The organism is Allorhizobium sp. DMC15 (assembly GCF_056314065.1).
This window is the reverse complement of sequence record NZ_JBQUZB010000006.1, coordinates 48,794-65,810: the sequence shown is the minus strand read 5'-3', so window position 1 is coordinate 65,810 and position 17,017 is coordinate 48,794. Positions and strand designations below refer to the sequence as shown.

At 60.5% G+C, this 17,017-nt stretch carries 14 protein-coding genes; 12 read left to right on the top strand and 2 right to left on the bottom strand.

From position 1 onward, the window contains the following. Positions 1 to 5: 5 nt before the first annotated feature. Both ACT53S_RS21545 and ACT53S_RS21540 read right to left on the bottom strand, forming a co-directional pair. Entirely contained in the window at positions 6 to 1,037 is a 1,032-nt protein-coding gene (locus ACT53S_RS21545) for a LacI family DNA-binding transcriptional regulator (protein WP_476068529.1), read from the bottom strand. 122 nt (positions 1,038 to 1,159) lie between these two features. Then, positions 1,160 to 2,392 (bottom strand): M24 family metallopeptidase, encoded by a 1,233-nt coding sequence (locus ACT53S_RS21540; RefSeq protein ID WP_476068528.1) that lies wholly within the window; start codon positions 2,390 to 2,392, stop codon positions 1,160 to 1,162. 244 nt (positions 2,393 to 2,636) lie between these two features. Here ACT53S_RS21540 and ACT53S_RS21535 point away from each other — a divergent pair, with 244 nt between their 5' ends. The 12 genes from ACT53S_RS21535 to ACT53S_RS21480 all read left to right on the top strand — a co-directional run bounded on the left by ACT53S_RS21535 (position 2,637) and on the right by ACT53S_RS21480 (position 17,015). Next, a complete protein-coding gene (locus tag ACT53S_RS21535) occupies positions 2,637 to 4,169 on the top strand; it encodes a sensor histidine kinase (protein ID WP_476068527.1) in 1,533 nt (510 codons plus the stop codon). 145 nt (positions 4,170 to 4,314) lie between these two features. Continuing rightward, entirely contained in the window at positions 4,315 to 5,283 is a 969-nt protein-coding gene (locus ACT53S_RS21530) for an AraC family transcriptional regulator (protein ID WP_476068526.1), read from the top strand. Positions 5,284 to 5,512: 229 nt separating this feature from the next. Beyond that, on the top strand, positions 5,513 to 6,622 hold the full coding sequence (locus tag ACT53S_RS21525) for a response regulator (RefSeq protein ID WP_476068525.1): 1,110 nt from the start codon (positions 5,513 to 5,515) through the stop codon (positions 6,620 to 6,622). Further along, positions 6,619 to 6,945 carry an STAS domain-containing protein gene (locus ACT53S_RS21520; protein ID WP_476068524.1) on the top strand — a complete coding sequence of 109 codons (327 nt, stop codon included), beginning with the start codon at positions 6,619 to 6,621 and terminating at the stop codon, positions 6,943 to 6,945. The genes ACT53S_RS21525 and ACT53S_RS21520 overlap by 4 nt, the downstream gene beginning before the upstream one ends. Then, positions 6,942 to 7,310, top strand: a complete 369-nt coding sequence (locus ACT53S_RS21515) for a response regulator (RefSeq protein WP_110793605.1) — start codon at positions 6,942 to 6,944, stop codon at positions 7,308 to 7,310. The genes ACT53S_RS21520 and ACT53S_RS21515 overlap by 4 nt, the downstream gene beginning before the upstream one ends. Continuing rightward, on the top strand, positions 7,307 to 9,307 hold the full coding sequence (locus tag ACT53S_RS21510) for a chemotaxis protein CheA (RefSeq protein WP_476068523.1): 2,001 nt from the start codon (positions 7,307 to 7,309) through the stop codon (positions 9,305 to 9,307). Before ACT53S_RS21515 ends, ACT53S_RS21510 begins: the two co-directional genes overlap by 4 nt. After that, the gene (locus ACT53S_RS21505; protein WP_113379174.1) at positions 9,304 to 9,816 is read left to right on the top strand and encodes a chemotaxis protein CheW; all 513 of its coding nucleotides are present in this window, start codon (positions 9,304 to 9,306) and stop codon (positions 9,814 to 9,816) included. The genes ACT53S_RS21510 and ACT53S_RS21505 overlap by 4 nt, the downstream gene beginning before the upstream one ends. A gap of 17 nt (positions 9,817 to 9,833) precedes the next feature. Beyond that, positions 9,834 to 11,525, top strand: coding sequence for a methyl-accepting chemotaxis protein (locus ACT53S_RS21500; protein WP_476068522.1), 1,692 nt, complete (start codon positions 9,834 to 9,836; stop codon positions 11,523 to 11,525). Between the two features lie 191 nt (positions 11,526 to 11,716). Beyond that, complete coding sequence (locus tag ACT53S_RS21495) at positions 11,717 to 13,534, top strand: methyl-accepting chemotaxis protein (RefSeq protein ID WP_476068521.1); 1,818 nt, start codon at positions 11,717 to 11,719, stop codon at positions 13,532 to 13,534. A gap of 67 nt (positions 13,535 to 13,601) precedes the next feature. Next, a complete protein-coding gene (locus tag ACT53S_RS21490) occupies positions 13,602 to 15,512 on the top strand; it encodes a HAMP domain-containing methyl-accepting chemotaxis protein (protein WP_476068520.1) in 1,911 nt (636 codons plus the stop codon). A gap of 118 nt (positions 15,513 to 15,630) precedes the next feature. Then, the gene (locus ACT53S_RS21485) at positions 15,631 to 16,128 is read left to right on the top strand and encodes a chemotaxis protein CheW (protein WP_113379178.1); all 498 of its coding nucleotides are present in this window, start codon (positions 15,631 to 15,633) and stop codon (positions 16,126 to 16,128) included. Next, entirely contained in the window at positions 16,125 to 17,015 is an 891-nt protein-coding gene (locus tag ACT53S_RS21480) for a CheR family methyltransferase (protein ID WP_476068519.1), read from the top strand. Before ACT53S_RS21485 ends, ACT53S_RS21480 begins: the two co-directional genes overlap by 4 nt. Positions 17,016 to 17,017 lie beyond the last annotated feature (2 nt).

Here is a 17,017-nt window from a genome sequence, read left to right as displayed (position 1 = left end):
GAGCTTCAATCGCCGCGATGACTGGGAGCCGGTCCGGTCGATTCCCGTTCAACCAGACGAACGGGCAAGCGAACCACGGACACGGGACGACGGTCCAGCCCCCGCTGCCGGTCCACCAGCAGCTCTTCGAGCCGGCGCGTAGCCTCAAGCGCCACTTCTCGAATGGGCTGCGCAACTGTGGTGAGGCGTGGCAATACGTAGCTCGCTTCCGGCAAGTCATCGAAGCCAATCACCGAACAATCTGCCGGCACCGCGCGTCCGAGATCGCGGACCGCATGAATGGCCGCGACAGCTGCGATATCGGTTGTACCGATGATCGCCGTCACCTCGGGGCGTTGCTGCAGGATACCATTCGCCAGCGCATAGGTCGCGGCAAAGCTGTGATCCTCGCCAATCGCCTCAAACGCCGGCGGATACCCCTTCTCGTGCAAGACTGCGCGAATCCCGCCGAGACGCAACTGGATCGGCTGGCTGTGTCCGGGAGCGCCGACCACCGCGATATGCCGGTGTCCGAGACCCACGATGTGTCGCGCCATGAGCCTGCCACCCTCGGCATGATCCGCCATGAAGACGTCATCGGAGATCCCGACGAGCTCACGGTCGATGGCGATGATGGGTGTGCCGGAATCCACCAGGGGCTGCAGATGCGCGGTACCGCCATAGGCGCTGGCAACGATCACACCTTCAACCCTTTGCGCCCTGAGCATGGCGACATAACGCGCTTCGTGGTCCTCATTTTCGGCGGAACTGCAAATGAGCGTCTGATAACCGCGTTCGAACATCTCCCGCTCGATCGTGCCGGCGAGAATACCGAAGAATGGCACATCGACCGAAGGCAGCATCAGCCCGATCATTCGGCTGGCTTCCCCCCGCAGCATGCGCGCCCCCTTGCTGGGCGCGTAATTGAGATCCTTGATCGCCGCCTCGACGCGCTGGCGGACGTCAGGAGAAACATAGCCGCTATTGTTGAGGACGCGCGAAACCGAGGAGACCGAGGTCGCCGCAACCTGGGCAATCGTCCTGATACTGATTGTCACGCCCCGCCATCCCGCATCGCTTCACGAGACACTGGAGTACGCACAATTCCGGCTCGACACAAGTTGAGAGACGCCTCTTGATTTCGACTTGCGCTCTGCCACGCGGGTCTGCGCGCCACGGGTCATTCAGAGGACATGTCCCGCAGCCCCCGCGGTAAGGTGTTCATGCACTCCACACCCGACCGTGTCACCAGGAACTGATCCTCGATCATCAGGGCTCCGAAATTCTGGCCATAGAACGGCGCCTCCAGTGCCACCACCATATCCGACTCGATCACCTCGGTGTTGTCGGCTGAAAAGAACGGCCACTCCTCGATCCCCACGCTGCCACCAACGGAGTGCCCGAAATGACCCCGATAATACTCACGGAAGCCGTCCCGGCGCATGGATGAAATCATGGCGAGGTGAACGGCACCGAAGGTATTGCCTGGCCGGATTTCGTCGAGCCCCGCGGCAAACGCCGTCTCCAAGGCCTTGAAGATATCCTGTGCCAACCGAGAGGGCGACCCATAGGTAAATGTGCGTGCACCGTCGGAAGAATAGCCGTCGACCAGCGTTCCAACATCGGCCTTGATCAGCATCCCGGGCGCCACAACTGCGGCCATGTTCGAAAGATCGGGTCCCGCGGAGATGAAGTCCCAAGTTCCGCTCAGCGCAAATCCGCCCGCTTTCGCGGCATCCTGGGCACCGGCCTTCCAGGCCGCAGAAAGTTCGACAAGCGCCCTGCCGGGTTGGATCGCCGCGGCCATGCGAACCAGCCCACCCTCTGCTGCCTTTGCGGCGCGTCGCAGCCTCTCGATTTCGCCCGCAGTCTTCACCGCCCGCAAGCGGCGCAGCACGGCAGAACCATCCACCCAGGTGATATCAGGAAGAACGGCCCGTAAGGCTTCGAAATCGGCGGCGGGCATGAATTCCAGGTCGACGCCGATCCGCCCGCCCCGAAGGCCACAGTCTCGCAGCAGATCGCCGAGCAGGTCAAAGCATGTCGCGCGATCGAACGTCTCCGGTCGCGGTCCCCCGACACCCGCGCGACGATAATATCCGTCGATCTCGGCCACCTGCGTTGCGCCCGCAAGATCCACCGCATCGATCCATATCCGGTGGGTCCGAATATCGACGTCGGGCGCATTGGTTCTAACAGCCACTGCAGCATGGTCGCTGACGACGGCCCCCATCCGCAACCCGTGATCCGCTGGCACGAGTGCCGCAGCGGCCCCCGCCCGACCCCACATCGTGGCCACCCCCGCTGACGCCCCTATCGCGTAACGGAACGCCTCCGGCTGGAACAGTACAAGAGCATCGATCCCCGCCGCCTGCATCAATATCTGCGCACGTGTTCTGTCGATGTCGCTCATTTCGTCACTCCGTTTGTCTTGTCGTCACCGGTGTATCGAGCCATGCCGAAAAGCACCAGCCAGCGCTCGACCAAGCACGCGTTTCCCCGACATCAGGAATTGGCGTTGTCGCCGACAACCATGGAACCAAGCGTTGAACTTGCTGAGATCGACACACTAGAATAAGTCTCGGAATGGCCGCATATAGCATTTGCGGCCGTATAGAGCGCTTGGGCGCCAGGGTGATCGGGGTTCGGGAGAAGAGATGGAGCGCCAGTCATCCGGATCAGCGCAGAAGTTTGCGGCCAGAGCCAGCATAGTTGCGTGGATCGGCTTCGTGGCACTCGCGATGACCTGGGGCATACAATCCTATCGCAACACGGTTCGCTCCGCGGAAGACAGGGTCGTCACGTCCACACACATCGTGGCAACACACGCGACATGGGTGAATGAACTCGGTGTGCAGGCCACACGACGCATTGCCGATGCCGTCCGGGCACCGCATGATCCCGGCTACGGGGGAACTGTCCGTGACATTACCGATGCCGTGGAAGGTCTGCCCGGAACGGTCAAGGCCTATGTCGTGGATGAACACGGGCGGACGCTTTATTCCACGGACCCGGACGTCAAGCCGATCGACATTACCGATCGGGACTATTTCGTCGCGCTTAAGGACGGGCAGACGGAATATGTATCGTCCCTGCTCATCAGCCGCCTGAACAACGATCGGATCTTCGTCTTCAGCCGACGGCTGGAGCGAGACGGCGCATTCGCCGGCGCGGTCACCGTTTCGCTTTCGGGCGACATCATGAAGCCGATATGGGAGTCGGTCGATCTCGGCGGCAGTTTCTCGGTCAGCTTCATCCGCAACGACGGCAAGCTCGTCGCCCGTTATCCGACGCCGGACCGTGAACTCGACATGGCCGACCATCCTCTGTTCACCCGCTATCTGAAAGAGGCAGACAAGGGAACCTATCTGTCCGAAGCATCGCCGATGGACGGCGTTCGGCGATTGGTCGGCTACCGCAAGGTCTTGGGCACTCCCTTTATTGCGGTTGCGGCAGCAGACTACGGGCTTCTGATGCAACCTTTTTGGCGCGACATGGCTGTCCTCGCCACGGTCACTGTGCTCGCCTGCCTCGGCTCCCTTGCCGCCGCCTGGCGCACCCGCCAATTGCTGCGGATCCAGGATCATCAGTCGGCAGCGCTCCAGGTTGCCCTGGAGAACAACGAGTTCCTGCTCCGCGAAGTTCACCACCGGGTGAAGAACAACCTGCAATCGGTGATGTCGCTCATTCGTCTTCACATGAAGGGTAACGAAACGTCGGAGGCGCTCAGCAACCGGATCAAGGCCATGGTTGCCGTGCACGAGCAGATTTACCAGCGCGATTCCTTCAGCCAGCTGGATGCCGCCGAACTTGTGCAGACAGTCGCCGAGAACGTCGTGGCTGCCTATGGGGCCGATGTTCAGGTGGAGTTCGACCTCGCGACCATGGCCGTGTCCAATGACCGTGCGACGTCTCTCGCCCTGCTCGTCAACGAACTCGTGACCAACAGCATGAAATACGCTTTCGTCGATGGTCACGAGTGCAAGCTTGTACTCAAGCTACAGGGGCCGGAAGAAGATGGCTTCTGCACGATTGAAGTTATCGATAACGGCAGCGGCTTCGATCCTGCCGCCCAGGCCAGGGGAACAGGTACACGTTTGATCGAGGGCTCGATTCGGCAGCTGGACGGAACGTTTGCCATCGATGGCAGCGCCGGCACGCATTTCAAGGCGCGTGTAAAGCTGATTTGAAGCCCCACGACATATTGAACCGCATTTGCAAAGCCAGAATCCCATAAAAGCCACCTCTGGCACTGGAAACAATGCCATCTGCGGGGTAAAATGATTATTCATTAGAACAATCTGTTTATCAGCTTTATCGGTCCGGCGTCACTGAATGTCACCTTGGAAGAAGTACACGATTCTCTCGGAGGACAATGCCGAGGCCCAGGCGATTGCTGAATCAGTTTTTCGCCCCGTCGAAGTAGAGCGGCTCCAGGAACGTGGGCCTTTCGACGTGAAGGCGGACTTCACTTCGATCCAGAAGATGACGCTGTTCCAGGTTAGTTCCGGATCAGGATACCGCGCACGTTATGGCTGCCCTTTGCACCATCAGATCGAAATACATTTCATAGAGACCGGGACATTCATGTTCAGGACACCGGATGAGGAGATAGAAGGCTTTCCGGGAAGCGTCGTGCTGTTGAAGGACACGCGTAAGGTGGAAATCGTGGCGAGCCCTGGATCCAGCAAACGCGTGATCGTTGTGCCTTTCGACCAGGTGGCCCCCCATCTCCATCGAGCTTATGGAAGCGCGGGGCGCGGATTGATCGCCTTTGAGGCCCACATGGGCACGGGTACGCCCGGCACGGACATCGTCCACCAGATCGCCAGCCACATTCTCAATGAAGCTCCACCGTCGGATCAGGCTTCACCGGGTTCCGTCCCGGTGCTTCTCCACGATGCCCTGATCATGACATTTGTCAGTCTCTGGCCCAAGACCGATGGGCAGATGGATGAAACATCGACCCTTCCGCGCCATCTGGAACGGGCAATCGACTGGTTGGACCGTCACGCGGACCAGGATGTATCAGTTGAGCAGCTCGCGCGCCGATCGGGAGCCAGTATCCGGACATTGCAGAACTCTTTCCGGCATCATCTCTCCACCACCCCCAACGCCTACATTCTGCAAACCCGACTAAGTCGCGTCCACGATGAATTGTTGAACGGTTCAGGTGAGGAAACGATCGAGAACATCGCCTCGCGGTGGGGTTTCGGCCACATGGGCTACTTTGCCGCGCGCTACCGCGCATTGTACGGCGAATCGCCATCGGATACCCGAAAGCAGCGCGGCCGCCCCCGGTGAGGCACCCACTGCATCACAGACGCGCAGCAGCATCAAAAAAACGCATAATATTGCGCGTCCTCCTTAATTGTATACACGCTTAAGTCTGCGTTAACGCGCTGACGGCAATCTTGTCTCATACACGGGCCTCCTCAGGGATGGCCAAAATCACCGCATGAAGCGGACCCCCAAAATCCCCAATATAAAACTGTCCCGCCACGCAGGATACCTGCTCGGCCGAGGAATACTCATGCGTATATTTGCAATAGACGACAGTCCTTCTATTTTGTCCTTCATTCAGCGCGCCATACTAGCGATCGAAGGCTGCGAAATACTGCCTTTCCTCGACCCGAAGGATGCGCTGACCATTCTCCAGACACAGCAAGCCGACCTCGTTTTGGTCGACTACAACATGCCGGGCATGAACGGCATCGAATTGATCTCGCGGTTTCGGCAACTACCACGGGCAAAAGATGTCCCCGTGATTATGCTGACATCGGAGACCGATCCCACCATCAAGATCGCGGCCATTGAGGCGGGCGCAACCGAATTTCTGACCAAGCCGATCGACCAGGCGGAGTTTGGCATCCGCATTCGCAACCTGCTGACGCTCAGGGTGGCGCAGCAGAAACTGGCGGATCACGCCGATGCCCTCGAGCGGGACGTCGCCGCCGCCCGAGCGCGGATCGCCGCGCAGGAGAAGGAGATCATCTGGCGTCTCTCCAAAGCCATGGCCTGTCGCGATGGGGAGACGGCTCTCCATCTCGAGCGCGTCGCGGTCATCGCTCGCATGATTGCAGAAGAACTCGGCATCGCCCCCGAGACCTGCGAGAAGATTTATCTGGCAAGTCCGTTGCATGACGTGGGCAAGATTGGCGTTTCCGATGCCATTCTCCTCAAGGCGGGTCCCCTGAATGCCGATGAAATGCAGCAGATGCGCGCCCACGCCACCTTCGGTGCGGAGATCCTAGAAGGCAGTGAATCTGACATCATCAGGACGGCCGCCACCATCGCCGGAAGCCACCACGAAAAATGGGATGGAACCGGCTATCCCAAGCAGCTCTCCGGCGAAGACATTCCGATAGAAGGCCGCATCGTCGCAATCGCCGACGTATTCGACGCCTTGTGCTCGGAACGTCCTTACAAGAAGGCGTGGCCGGTTGACGAAGCGCATCGCGAAATCCTGAGAGGCAGCGGCATCCATTTCGACCCTGCCTGCGCCGCCGCCTTTGATCGCAAATGGCACCTCATCCGTCCGCTCTACGCAAAGACCGGCTCCCAGTCGGAATTGTCCGGCAGCGTGAAGTCTGGGTCCGAGGCGACTGATCAAACCAAAACGACAGTGGAAACAGCAGCATGACCAAGGATTTGAAGACGTTGCGCCTCGATGGCGCACTCACCATCAAGACTGTTGCGGAGACCCGCGATCGCCTGCTCGTGGCCTTCGAAGACGCGAAAGCAAATAAGCACCCGTTGGAAATCGACATCGCCTCAGATTGCGACTGTGACCTGACGCTTCCGCAACTCCTGCTCTCGGCTCAGAAGACGGCAGCAAACGAAGGCATCGACCTTCGCATCCGCGCCGATCGCGGAGGCAGGTTTTCAACCACGCTCGAACGGGCCGGATTGGCCGACACAGCAGAGGGCGGTTCCCTTATGACCATGAATGGAGACCAGAGATGAGTGCAAACATTCTCACCGTGGACGATTCTGCAAGCATCCGAATGACGACGCGAATCGCACTCACCAATGCCGGCTACAACGTGACCGAGGCCGTCGACGGCGCGGACGGACTGCAGAAGATGAAGTCCGGCAGCTTCGATCTGATCGTGACCGATCTCAACATGCCCAACATGGACGGTCTCACAATGATCCGCAACCTGCGCCAGCTGCCGGCCTATATGGGGACACCGGTGATCTTCCTGACCACGGAGTCCGACGGCGACATCAAGCAGCAGGCAAAGGCCGCCGGCGCAACCGGTTGGCTGACCAAGCCCTTCGATGCCGACAACCTCACCAAGATCGCGCGCAAGGTCCTTGGCCGATGAACAATCTCGATCCCATAGCGGTCTTCCGAACGGAAGCGGCAGAACAGCTCGAGGTGATCGAAGCCGGCCTGCTGGACCTGACCCGCAACCTTGACGACAAGGCGCAGATCGATGCCGTGTTCCGCGGCCTGCATACGCTCAAGGGATCGGGCTCCATGTTCGGTTTCGACCAGCTCGCGGCCTTCACCCACCATTGCGAAACGGCCTTCGACCGTGTGCGTAAAGGCGAAGCGCCGGCGACCAGTGAGCTGATCGCCGCCGTCCTCGACGCACAGGGTCACATGCAGGCTCTGCTCGACCAGCCCAATGGCGACCACGACGCCATGAGCACCCGCTTGCTCGATCAGTTGCACAAGGCCGTCGGCCGCGAAGCCTCGGCTGGCCAGCAATCGACCGCCAAGCCCGTTGCAGCGAAGAGTGAGCCGGCGCGGCGGACCTGGCAGCTCGACTTCCGCCTCCCGGCAGATTCCATGATCAACGGCACCAACCCGCTCGGCCTCATCGATGAACTGAGAGATCTGGGCGAGTGCACACTGCACGTGAGCACCGATACCTTGCCGTCTCTGGACCTGATCGACCCGACCCAGCTCTATCTCGGCTGGAGCGCAACGATTGTCACCGACAAGCCCCGCTCGGACATCGAGGACGTCTTCATCTTCGTGATGGATGAGATGGTCATGGACCTGAAGGACGTGACGCCGGCAATCGAGGTCACCGAGTCGGCACCGGCAGCCGTCCAGTCGACCGACGCAACGCCACAGGAGACGACGGCTACCCGCGAGGACCAGCGCACCCCCGCCGGTGACGCCAAATCCCAGCGACAGTCGGACAACGTCCGCGTACCGGCCCTGCGCCTCGACGAGATGATGGATCGTGTCGGCGAGCTGGTGATAGCGCAATCAAGACTGAGCCAGATGGCAGGTTCGGCTGTCGATCTCGGTCTGCGCTCCGTGTCCGAAGAAATCGAGCGTCTGGCCGGCGAGCTGCGTGACACCATGATGGTTCTGCGCATGATGCCGGTCGCGAGCCTGTTCAGCCGGTTCCGCCGCCTTGTTCACGACCTTGCTCGCGAGACCGGCAAGGAAATCGAACTGGTAACGACGGGCGAAGGCACGGAAGTCGACAAGACCGTGATCGACCGTTTGGCCGATCCTCTGGTCCACCTCGTGCGCAACTCGATCGACCATGGCCTGGAACTGCCGCAGGACCGCATCGCCGCCGGCAAGCCGGCGGTGGGTCAGGTGACGCTCTCCGCCCACCAGACCGGCAGCGAAGTTGTGATCACCATCAAGGACGACGGCCGCGGCATCGACCGGGCGCGCGTCCGCGCCAAGGCTGAGGCGAATGGCCTGATCCAGCCGGGACAAGCACTGTCGGATCAGGAACTGCTGCAGCAGATCTTCCAGCCAGGCTTCTCGACCGCAGAGAAGGTGACCAACCTTTCCGGCCGCGGCGTGGGCATGGACGTGGTCAAGAAGACCATTGAAGCGCTCCGCGGCTCAATCGACGTCAAGAGCGATGAAGGCTCGGGCTCGGAGATCGCCCTGCGCATTCCTCTCACGCTGGCGATCATCGACGGCCTCCTCGTCCGGGTGGGGAACGGCAACTATGTCATTCCGCTGTCTGCGGTCGAAGAATGCCTTGAGCTCTCCGCCGAAGAGGATCTTCGCTCTCGTGGACGCAGCTTCATCTCGCTGCGCGACGATCTGGTGCCGTTCCTGCGCCTGCGCGAACTCTTCCGCACCGGCACCCAGCCGGATCGCTACCAGAAGGTGGTGGTTATCTCGACAGGCCGCGAACGCGTCGGTCTCGTTGTCGACCAGATTATCGGCGACCACCAGACGGTCATCAAATCCATGTCGAAACTGCACGACCAGGTGTCCTCCTTCTCGGGCGCGACGATCCTCGGCGACGGCAATGTCGCCCTGATCCTGGATGTCGCGCACTTGATCGCGGCCGGGCAGCAACAGGAGGCGCAAATGCGGGCAGCAGGATGAGCGAACAAAACGCAAGATCAGACCATCGCGCGGTCTTCAATGGCGCGGACGATCTCTCGGTTCTCACCTTCACGCTGAATGGCGAGACCTTCGCCATCGAGGCCACGATCGTGCAGGAAATCCTCGACCTTCTTCCCGAAACGAGCGTGCCGGGCAGCCTGCCCTTCGTCGGCAGCGTGATCAACTTCCGCGGCAAGGTCATCCCGTTGGCCGACATTCGCGTCGCCTTTGGCATGGAGGCCGGAGACGTCACGATCGACAGCCGGATCGTCGTTACGGAACTCGACCTCGACGGGGAACTCTCCCTGATCGGCATCCGCACCGACAAGGTGCACGAAGTCACCCGCCTTCCGGCATCGGCCAGCGAGCCGCCACCGATCGTGGGGATGCGTTGGCGTCCCGATTACATTCATGCCCTCGTCAAGAGGGAAGGCGAATTCATCATTCTTCCCAACCTGCAGGCGATTTTCGCCTCGCAGCGCGGATCCACCATCTCAGCGACAGCTTGATAGAAAGCGAGGGGGCCATGCGCTTCACGATCAAACTTAAACTTCTGCTGGCATTCGGCTTCATCATTTTGATGCTGGTCGGGACTGCCTTCTACAGCGTTCAGAGCATTGCCGACGTCAACAATCACTGGACCGAAACCCTGAACGGCCCTGCCGCTCGTCTGAGCGCGGCACAGGACCTCAACATCGCCCAGCTGCAACAGGTCCGTCAGCAGAAGAACATGCTGGTTTCGACCTCCACGACCGAGATGGAAAAATACATCGAAAACAGCGACAAGGCGCGCGCGGAATACGATGAAACCTTCAACATCATCCTCGGCAAGGCCACGGAACAGGGCATGATCCTGTGGAACAAGCTGAAGGTCATGACCGCCGATTTCCGCAAGCAGGACGACCAGATCCGCAGCTTCATCCTTGCCGGCAATGTGGATGCTGCAATGCGGATCTCGACCACCACCGCACGCGAAACGACCTCGCAGATCGACGCGCTTCTCGCCGACGTCTTCCAGCTGGAACGCGAACGTCTGGCGGCTGCAAGCAAGAACGCGACGGACGAGTACACGAACATCCGATCGATCGTTATCGGCCTTGCAGCAATCGCCTCGATCGCAGCGCTCGGCGCCGCCCTTTGGATCATCGTTTCCATCAGCAAGGGTATCGGCACGGCGGTAACCACCGTCCAGCGCGTGTCGGAAGGTGACCTGACCAAGTTCGCAGAGATCCGCACCAGCGACGAAATCGGCATGCTGTTGGGTCATGTCAACGCCATGGTGGAACGCCTGCGCGCGGTCGTCGGCGACGCCTTGACCGCGTCGGAAAATGTCTCGGCCGGCAGCCAGCAGCTGTCGTCTGGTTCGGAACAGCTCTCCCAGGGCGCAACCGAACAGGCCTCCTCTGCCGAAGAAGCCTCGGCTTCGATGGAGGAGATGGCCGCCAACATCAAGCAGAACGCTGACAACGCCGCCCAGACCGAGAAGATCGCCCGCCAGTCGGCTACCGACGCCGAAGAAAGCGGCAAGGCCGTCGACAAGGCCGTCACCGCCATGCGCACGATTGCCGAGAAGATCTCGATCGTCCAGGAAATCGCCCGCCAGACCGACCTTCTGGCGCTGAACGCAGCGGTCGAAGCAGCACGTGCAGGCGAACATGGCCGTGGCTTTGCGGTCGTCGCTTCCGAAGTCCGCAAGCTCGCCGAACGCAGCCAGGCGGCAGCGGCTGAAATCTCCGGCCTCTCCAGCGAGACCGTCTCGGTCGCCACCCAGGCCGGCGAGATGTTGACCCGCCTGGTGCCGGACATCCGCAAGACCGCCGAACTGGTGTCTGAAATCTCGGCCGCCTGCCGCGAGCAGGACATCGGCTCGAGCCAGATCAACGAAGCGATACAGCAGCTCGACAAGGTGACCCAGCAGAACGCCGGGGCTTCGGAAGAGATGTCGGCCACCTCGGAAGAACTCGCCGCCCAGGCAGAAGAACTCCAGGCGTCGATTGCCTTCTTCAAGGTCGATGGCGCGAGCAAGCCGGCAGCTGGAAATGGCTCGCAGCAGGTCAAGCAGCTGAAGGCCGTTGCACGAAAGATGGCAAGCCCGTCACCGGCGCCGCGTCATCAGTCCAGACCCAACGTTGCGCCCCAGAAAACCCAGGGCTTCTCCCTCGACATGAGCATGGGTGGTCCCGATAGCGACGATAACGATTTTCGGCAGAGCGCGTGAAAAACCAATGCAAGAGTTGAGAGACGCTTAGCGCCACGTGAACGGGCGCTAAGCACCTCCGGCAAATGACGCTGCCGGATCTTCGGCCGATGAGGTCTTCGGAAGTTTGAGTATCTCATTCTTCCGACGTGCGACGACGGAGCGTCGAATGAAATCCATCAAGCGCTTTACCCTATCAAGGACGATTGTTCATGCGCGTCACCATCAAGTCGAAACTGGCCATTGCTTTCGGTCTCCTCATTCTTCTGTCGACCGGAATGTCGACGATGGCAATTTTGAACCTTTCCTCGCTGAATACGGCCATCACCGATATCATTCAGGGTCCCGCCAGCAATCTGCGAAATTCCAGTGACTTGTCCGATGCAGTCTTGAACGCGATCGGCAGTGAGAAAAGCGCTGTACTGAACAAGGATCCGAAGCTGATCCAGGGATTCGTTGAGGAGGTGTCTGAGAATCAGGCGAAGATTCAGGCGCTTGCAGCGGAAATTGCCAAAGACCGCGACCCGGCAATCAACGCCAAGATCAAGCAGTTCCTCGAGCTTGTACCTGCATGGAAGAGCCTGCAGGATAACGTGCTGACGCTTGCAATCGAAAACACCGACTTCAGTAATGCGCGCGCTGCCGATATAAATATGGGAGAAGGCCGAAATGCAGCCAATGCGCTCCTCGCCTCGCTTGATGAACTGAATGACCAGATTGCTCTCGATCTCAAAGCAACCGATGACGCGACCAACGAGCAGTATAGCTGGTCGCGCAACCTTCTGATTGCCTCGCTCGTCCTGATGTTCGCCATGTCGACAGGTGTGGCTTTGTGGATTGCGCTGGGCATCAATAGTGGCTTGAAGAAGATCCAGGCTGCTGTCAGCGCGGTCGCGATTGGCGATCTCGATCAGGATATTGAAGTCAAGACGAATGATGAGATCAAGGACTTGGTCGACACGGTCAATGCTATGTCCGGTAACCTGCGGGCGACGGCTGCCGTGGCAGACCAGATTGCTAATGGCGACTTAACCGTCACGCCGAAACCGCTTTCGGACAAGGACATCCTCGGCCGATCGCTTGAGAGCATGGTCGAGCGTCTGCGCGGCGTCGTCAGTGACGCGCTCGCCGCCTCCGAAAACGTCTCGGCCGGCAGCCAGCAGCTGTCGTCTGGTTCGGAACAGCTGTCGCAGGGCGCAACCGAACAGGCCTCCTCTGCCGAAGAAGCTTCGGCTTCGATGGAAGAGATGGCCGCCAACATCAAGCAGAACGCCGACAACGCCGCCCAGACCGAAAAGATCGCCCGCCAGTCGGCAACCGATGCCGAAGAGAGCGGCAAGGCCGTCGACAAGGCCGTCACCGCCATGCGCACGATTGCCGAGAAGATCTCGATCGTCCAGGAAATCGCCCGTCAGACCGACCTGCTCGCTCTGAACGCGGCTGTGGAAGCAGCCCGTGCCGGCGAACATGGCCGTGGCTTTGCCGTCGTCGCCTCGGAAGTGCGCAAGCTTGCCGAACGCAGCCAGGCGGCAGCGGCTGAAATCTCCGGCCTCTCCAGCGAGACCGTCTCGGTCGCCACCCAGGCCGGCGAGATGTTGACCCGCCTGGTGCCGGACATCCGCAAGACCGCCGAACTGGTCTCGGAAATCTCGGCCGCCTGCCGCGAGCAGGACATCGGCTCGAGCCAGATCAACGAGGCAATCCAGCAGCTCGACAAGGTGACCCAGCAGAATGCCGGCGCCTCGGAAGAGATGTCGGCCACGTCGGAAGAACTCGCCGCCCAGGCAGAAGAACTCCAGGCGTCGATTGCCTTCTTCAAGGTCGATATGGCCGGCAAACCGACAAACGGAAACAGCTTGCAACAGGCCAAGCAACTGAAGGCCGTCGCCGCCAAGATGGCGAGCCCGGCGCCGTCAAAGCGTCCTGCTACCCGGACGAACGCCGGGGCGGCGAAGAGCCATGGCTTCGCGCTCGATATGAGCCTGGGTGGCCCCGATAGCGACGACGCCGATTTCCGACAGACTGCCTAGATCCCGAAATCCGGTGGAGCCGCGATCAGCGGCTCCACCCCCAAGCTAATTTTCCGAAGGAACATTTATGCGTTTTACAATTAAGTCAAAATTGGTTTGCTCCTACGGGCTGCTGGTTGTGCTGATGGGCGCATGCGCCGGCTTTGGCATCAGCGGTGTCAACAGTGTTGCCTCGATGCAGGATGCTCTCGTGACCGGCCCGGTGCATCAGTCGACCGTGTCAGCACAGCTCGCTGCCGCGTTTGATGGTCTTGGCCTCGCCGAGGGCGACCTTCTGTTATCCACGTCCAAAGAAGGCATGGATGATGCTCTCGAACTGATGGCATCCGAGCGAAAGGAATTTGAACTCGCATTGGCAGAAGGCCGCAAATCCGCGCCGGAAGAGTATCAGCAGAAGTGGCAGGATATCAGCGATTTCTGGGATGGCTATGTCGAGATTAATGACCGGCTACAAAACTTAGTAGTCGCAGGCCGCGTGGCGGAAGCAATCCAACTGAACCAGACCGCAGGCGACAAGGCTTCGGATAAGCTCGATGAAATGACGGAAGCGCTCGCCTCCCTGACGCGCGATGCGATCGAAACGGGCGATCAACAGGCTGATGCAGCATTCCAGTCGACGCTCACAACGCTCATCGCCGTCTCGGTGATCGGAATTCTGGTGGCTCTGGCAGCTGCGTTCTGGATCGCCATGACGATCAGCCGTGGCCTGCGAACCATCACCAAAGTTGCAGAGGCAGTCGCAATCGGCGATCTCGACCAGAAGGCGGAGCTCCGGAGCGACGACGAGATCAAGGACCTCGTCCATACCATCGAACTGATGACCGACAACCTGCGTCAGACGGCCAGCATTGCCAGCCAGATCTCGGCCGGCGACCTCACGCAGACACCCGTTCCCCTGTCCGACAAGGACACGCTCGGTCTCTCGATGCTCAGCATGGTGAACAACCTGCGCGGGACCGCACAGATCGCCGATCAGATCGCCAATGGTGATCTCACCGTCACCCCGAAACCCGCATCCGACAAGGATACGCTGGGCATTGCGCTCCGCAACATGGTGGAACGTCTGCGCGGCGTCGTCAGTGACGCGCTCGCCGCCTCCGAAAACGTCTCGGCCGGCAGCCAGCAGCTGTCCTCGGGTTCGGAACAGCTGTCGCAGGGTGCGACAGAACAGGCCTCCTCTGCCGAAGAAGCCTCGGCTTCGATGGAAGAGATGGCCGCCAACATCAAGCAGAATGCCGACAACGCCGCCCAGACCGAGAAGATCGCTCGCCAGTCGGCCACCGACGCCGAGGAAAGCGGCAAGGCCGTCGACAAGGCTGTGACGGCCATGCGCACGATTGCCGAGAAGATCTCGATCGTCCAGGAAATCGCCCGCCAGACCGACCTTCTGGCGCTGAACGCGGCTGTGGAAGCAGCCCGTGCCGGCGAACATGGCCGTGGCTTTGCCGTCGTCGCCTCGGAAGTCCGCAAGCTCGCCGAGCGCAGCCAGGCCGCAGCGGCTGAAATCTCCGGCCTCTCTAGCGAGACTGTCTCGGTCGCCACCCAAGCCGGCGAGATGCTGACCCGTCTGGTGCCGGACATCCGCAAGACCGCCGAACTGGTCTCGGAAATCTCGGCCGCCTGCCGCGAGCAGGACATCGGCTCGAGCCAGATCAACGAGGCAATCCAGCAGCTCGACAAGGTGACCCAGCAAAATGCCGGCGCTTCGGAAGAGATGTCGGCCACCTCGGAAGAACTCGCTGCCCAGGCAGAAGAACTCCAGGCCTCGATTGCCTTTTTCAAGGTCGACAGCGCGGGCAAACAAAGCGCCCAGCAGGCGAGGCAGTTGCAGTCGGTGGCCAGGAAGATGGCAACCGAAGCGCCAGCGAAGCGCTCGGCAGCCACAACCCGGCCGCAGCCCAGAACGCATGGCTTCGCGCTCGATCTGAGCTTGGGTGGACCGGACGGCGACGATGACGACTTTCGCCAGACGGCTTGATCGAATTTAGCAGAAACCGTTGCCGGCCCCGCACGGGGCCGGTGATGCCAGCCCGGATCCCCTACCTTTTTCCTTTGGAAGGGGTCCGACGCGGTGCCGAACACAAGGAGAGTGCCCCATGGCCAATGCAGCAACTGAATCACAATACGTGACCTTCAGCCTAGACAACGAATGCTTTGCAGTTCCAGTCGAGGTCGTCCGGGAAATTCTCGACCACGAGGACCCTTTCCGGATACCCCACGGCCCTGCCTATCTCCTCGGCCTGCGCGATGTTCGCGGTCAAGGTGTACCGGTGATAGACTTGCGCCTTCGCCTGGGCATGTCGAAGACCGAGAAGACACCGCATACCCGTATCCTGGTAATCGATGTGCCGATCGAGGGTCGATCCCTGTCCCTCGGGCTCCTGGCGGACCGCGTCTTTGAGGTCACCTCTTTCCGGAATGACGCGATCGAGGCCGCCCCGGATATCGGTATCCGCTGGCCCTCGGATTACATCGCGGGTGTCGTCCGCCGCACCGGCGGTTTCGTCGTCATCGTCAATCTGACCAGACTTTTCTCGGCCACCGACGCCCGCTCCCTCGGCTCTGTCGCGGCTACGACCCTGGAACACGCATGAGAGCCTTTGCATTGAAGACGTCTGCGGCTTTGGCCGAGGAAAGCCGGCCTTCGGCATCGACCTTGGGCGACGGCCTGAGCCCGCGCAATTTTGAGCTCTTGGCGCGCTATATCTACGACTACAGCGGCATCAAGATGCCCATCACAAAGAAGACCATGCTGGAAGGACGCTTGCGTCGTCGCCTGCGCTTCGTCGGCGTCGACGGGTTGAACCAGTATTGCGACTTTCTGTTCAATGGCGGCGGCATCGAGAGCGAGGCGATCCACCTCATCGATGTGGTCACCACCAACAAGACCGACTTCTTCCGCGAGCCGGCTCACTTCGATCACATGACCAACAAGGCTTTGCCTGACCTTGTGGCCCAGGGTCACAGACGCCTTCGGGTATGGAGTTCGGCCTGCTCGATTGGCGCCGAACCCTATACGCTGGCCATGGTGATGGAAGATTACGTCCAGGCGAAAGGTGGCCCGGACTACTCCATTCTTGCGACGGACCTGTCCACCGACGTGCTGCGCGTTGCCAAGCGCGGCATCTTCTCGGCAGCGATGATCGAGCCGGTCGACCAGGAGCGACGCAAGCGTTACGTCATGGAGCCGCGCGATCCCGCCCGGGGCGAAGTCCGCATTCATCCCAAGCTGCGCGCCAAAGTCGGCTTTGCCCGTCTGAACCTGATGGACACGTCCTACGGGGTCGGTGACGCCATGCAGGTCATCTTCTGCCGCAACGTGCTGATCTATTTCGACAAGAAGACGCAGGAGAAGGTCCTGACACGTCTTTGCGACAAGCTCGTTCCCGGCGGCTATCTCTATGTCGGACACTCCGAGACCATCACCGGTTTCGCGCTGCCGGTGCGGCAGGTGGCAAATACCGTCTTTCAGAGGGTTTGACA

Excerpts from the sequence above, each read along its gene's own strand:
- ACT53S_RS21540 (WP_476068528.1), bottom strand. The coding sequence starts at position 2,392 with ATGAGCGACATCGACAGAACACGTGCGCAGATATTGATGCAGGCGGCG.
- ACT53S_RS21535 (WP_476068527.1), top strand. The coding sequence starts at position 2,637 with ATGGAGCGCCAGTCATCCGGATCAGCGCAGAAGTTTGCGGCCAGAGCC.
- ACT53S_RS21530 (WP_476068526.1), top strand. The coding sequence starts at position 4,315 with ATGTCACCTTGGAAGAAGTACACGATTCTCTCGGAGGACAATGCCGAG.
- ACT53S_RS21525 (WP_476068525.1), top strand. The coding sequence starts at position 5,513 with ATGCGTATATTTGCAATAGACGACAGTCCTTCTATTTTGTCCTTCATT.
- ACT53S_RS21520 (WP_476068524.1), top strand. The coding sequence starts at position 6,619 with ATGACCAAGGATTTGAAGACGTTGCGCCTCGATGGCGCACTCACCATC.
- ACT53S_RS21515 (WP_110793605.1), top strand. The coding sequence starts at position 6,942 with ATGAGTGCAAACATTCTCACCGTGGACGATTCTGCAAGCATCCGAATG.
- ACT53S_RS21510 (WP_476068523.1), top strand. The coding sequence starts at position 7,307 with ATGAACAATCTCGATCCCATAGCGGTCTTCCGAACGGAAGCGGCAGAA.
- ACT53S_RS21505 (WP_113379174.1), top strand. The coding sequence starts at position 9,304 with ATGAGCGAACAAAACGCAAGATCAGACCATCGCGCGGTCTTCAATGGC.
- ACT53S_RS21500 (WP_476068522.1), top strand. The coding sequence starts at position 9,834 with ATGCGCTTCACGATCAAACTTAAACTTCTGCTGGCATTCGGCTTCATC.
- ACT53S_RS21495 (WP_476068521.1), top strand. The coding sequence starts at position 11,717 with ATGCGCGTCACCATCAAGTCGAAACTGGCCATTGCTTTCGGTCTCCTC.
- ACT53S_RS21490 (WP_476068520.1), top strand. The coding sequence starts at position 13,602 with ATGCGTTTTACAATTAAGTCAAAATTGGTTTGCTCCTACGGGCTGCTG.
- ACT53S_RS21485 (WP_113379178.1), top strand. The coding sequence starts at position 15,631 with ATGGCCAATGCAGCAACTGAATCACAATACGTGACCTTCAGCCTAGAC.
- ACT53S_RS21480 (WP_476068519.1), top strand. The coding sequence starts at position 16,125 with ATGAGAGCCTTTGCATTGAAGACGTCTGCGGCTTTGGCCGAGGAAAGC.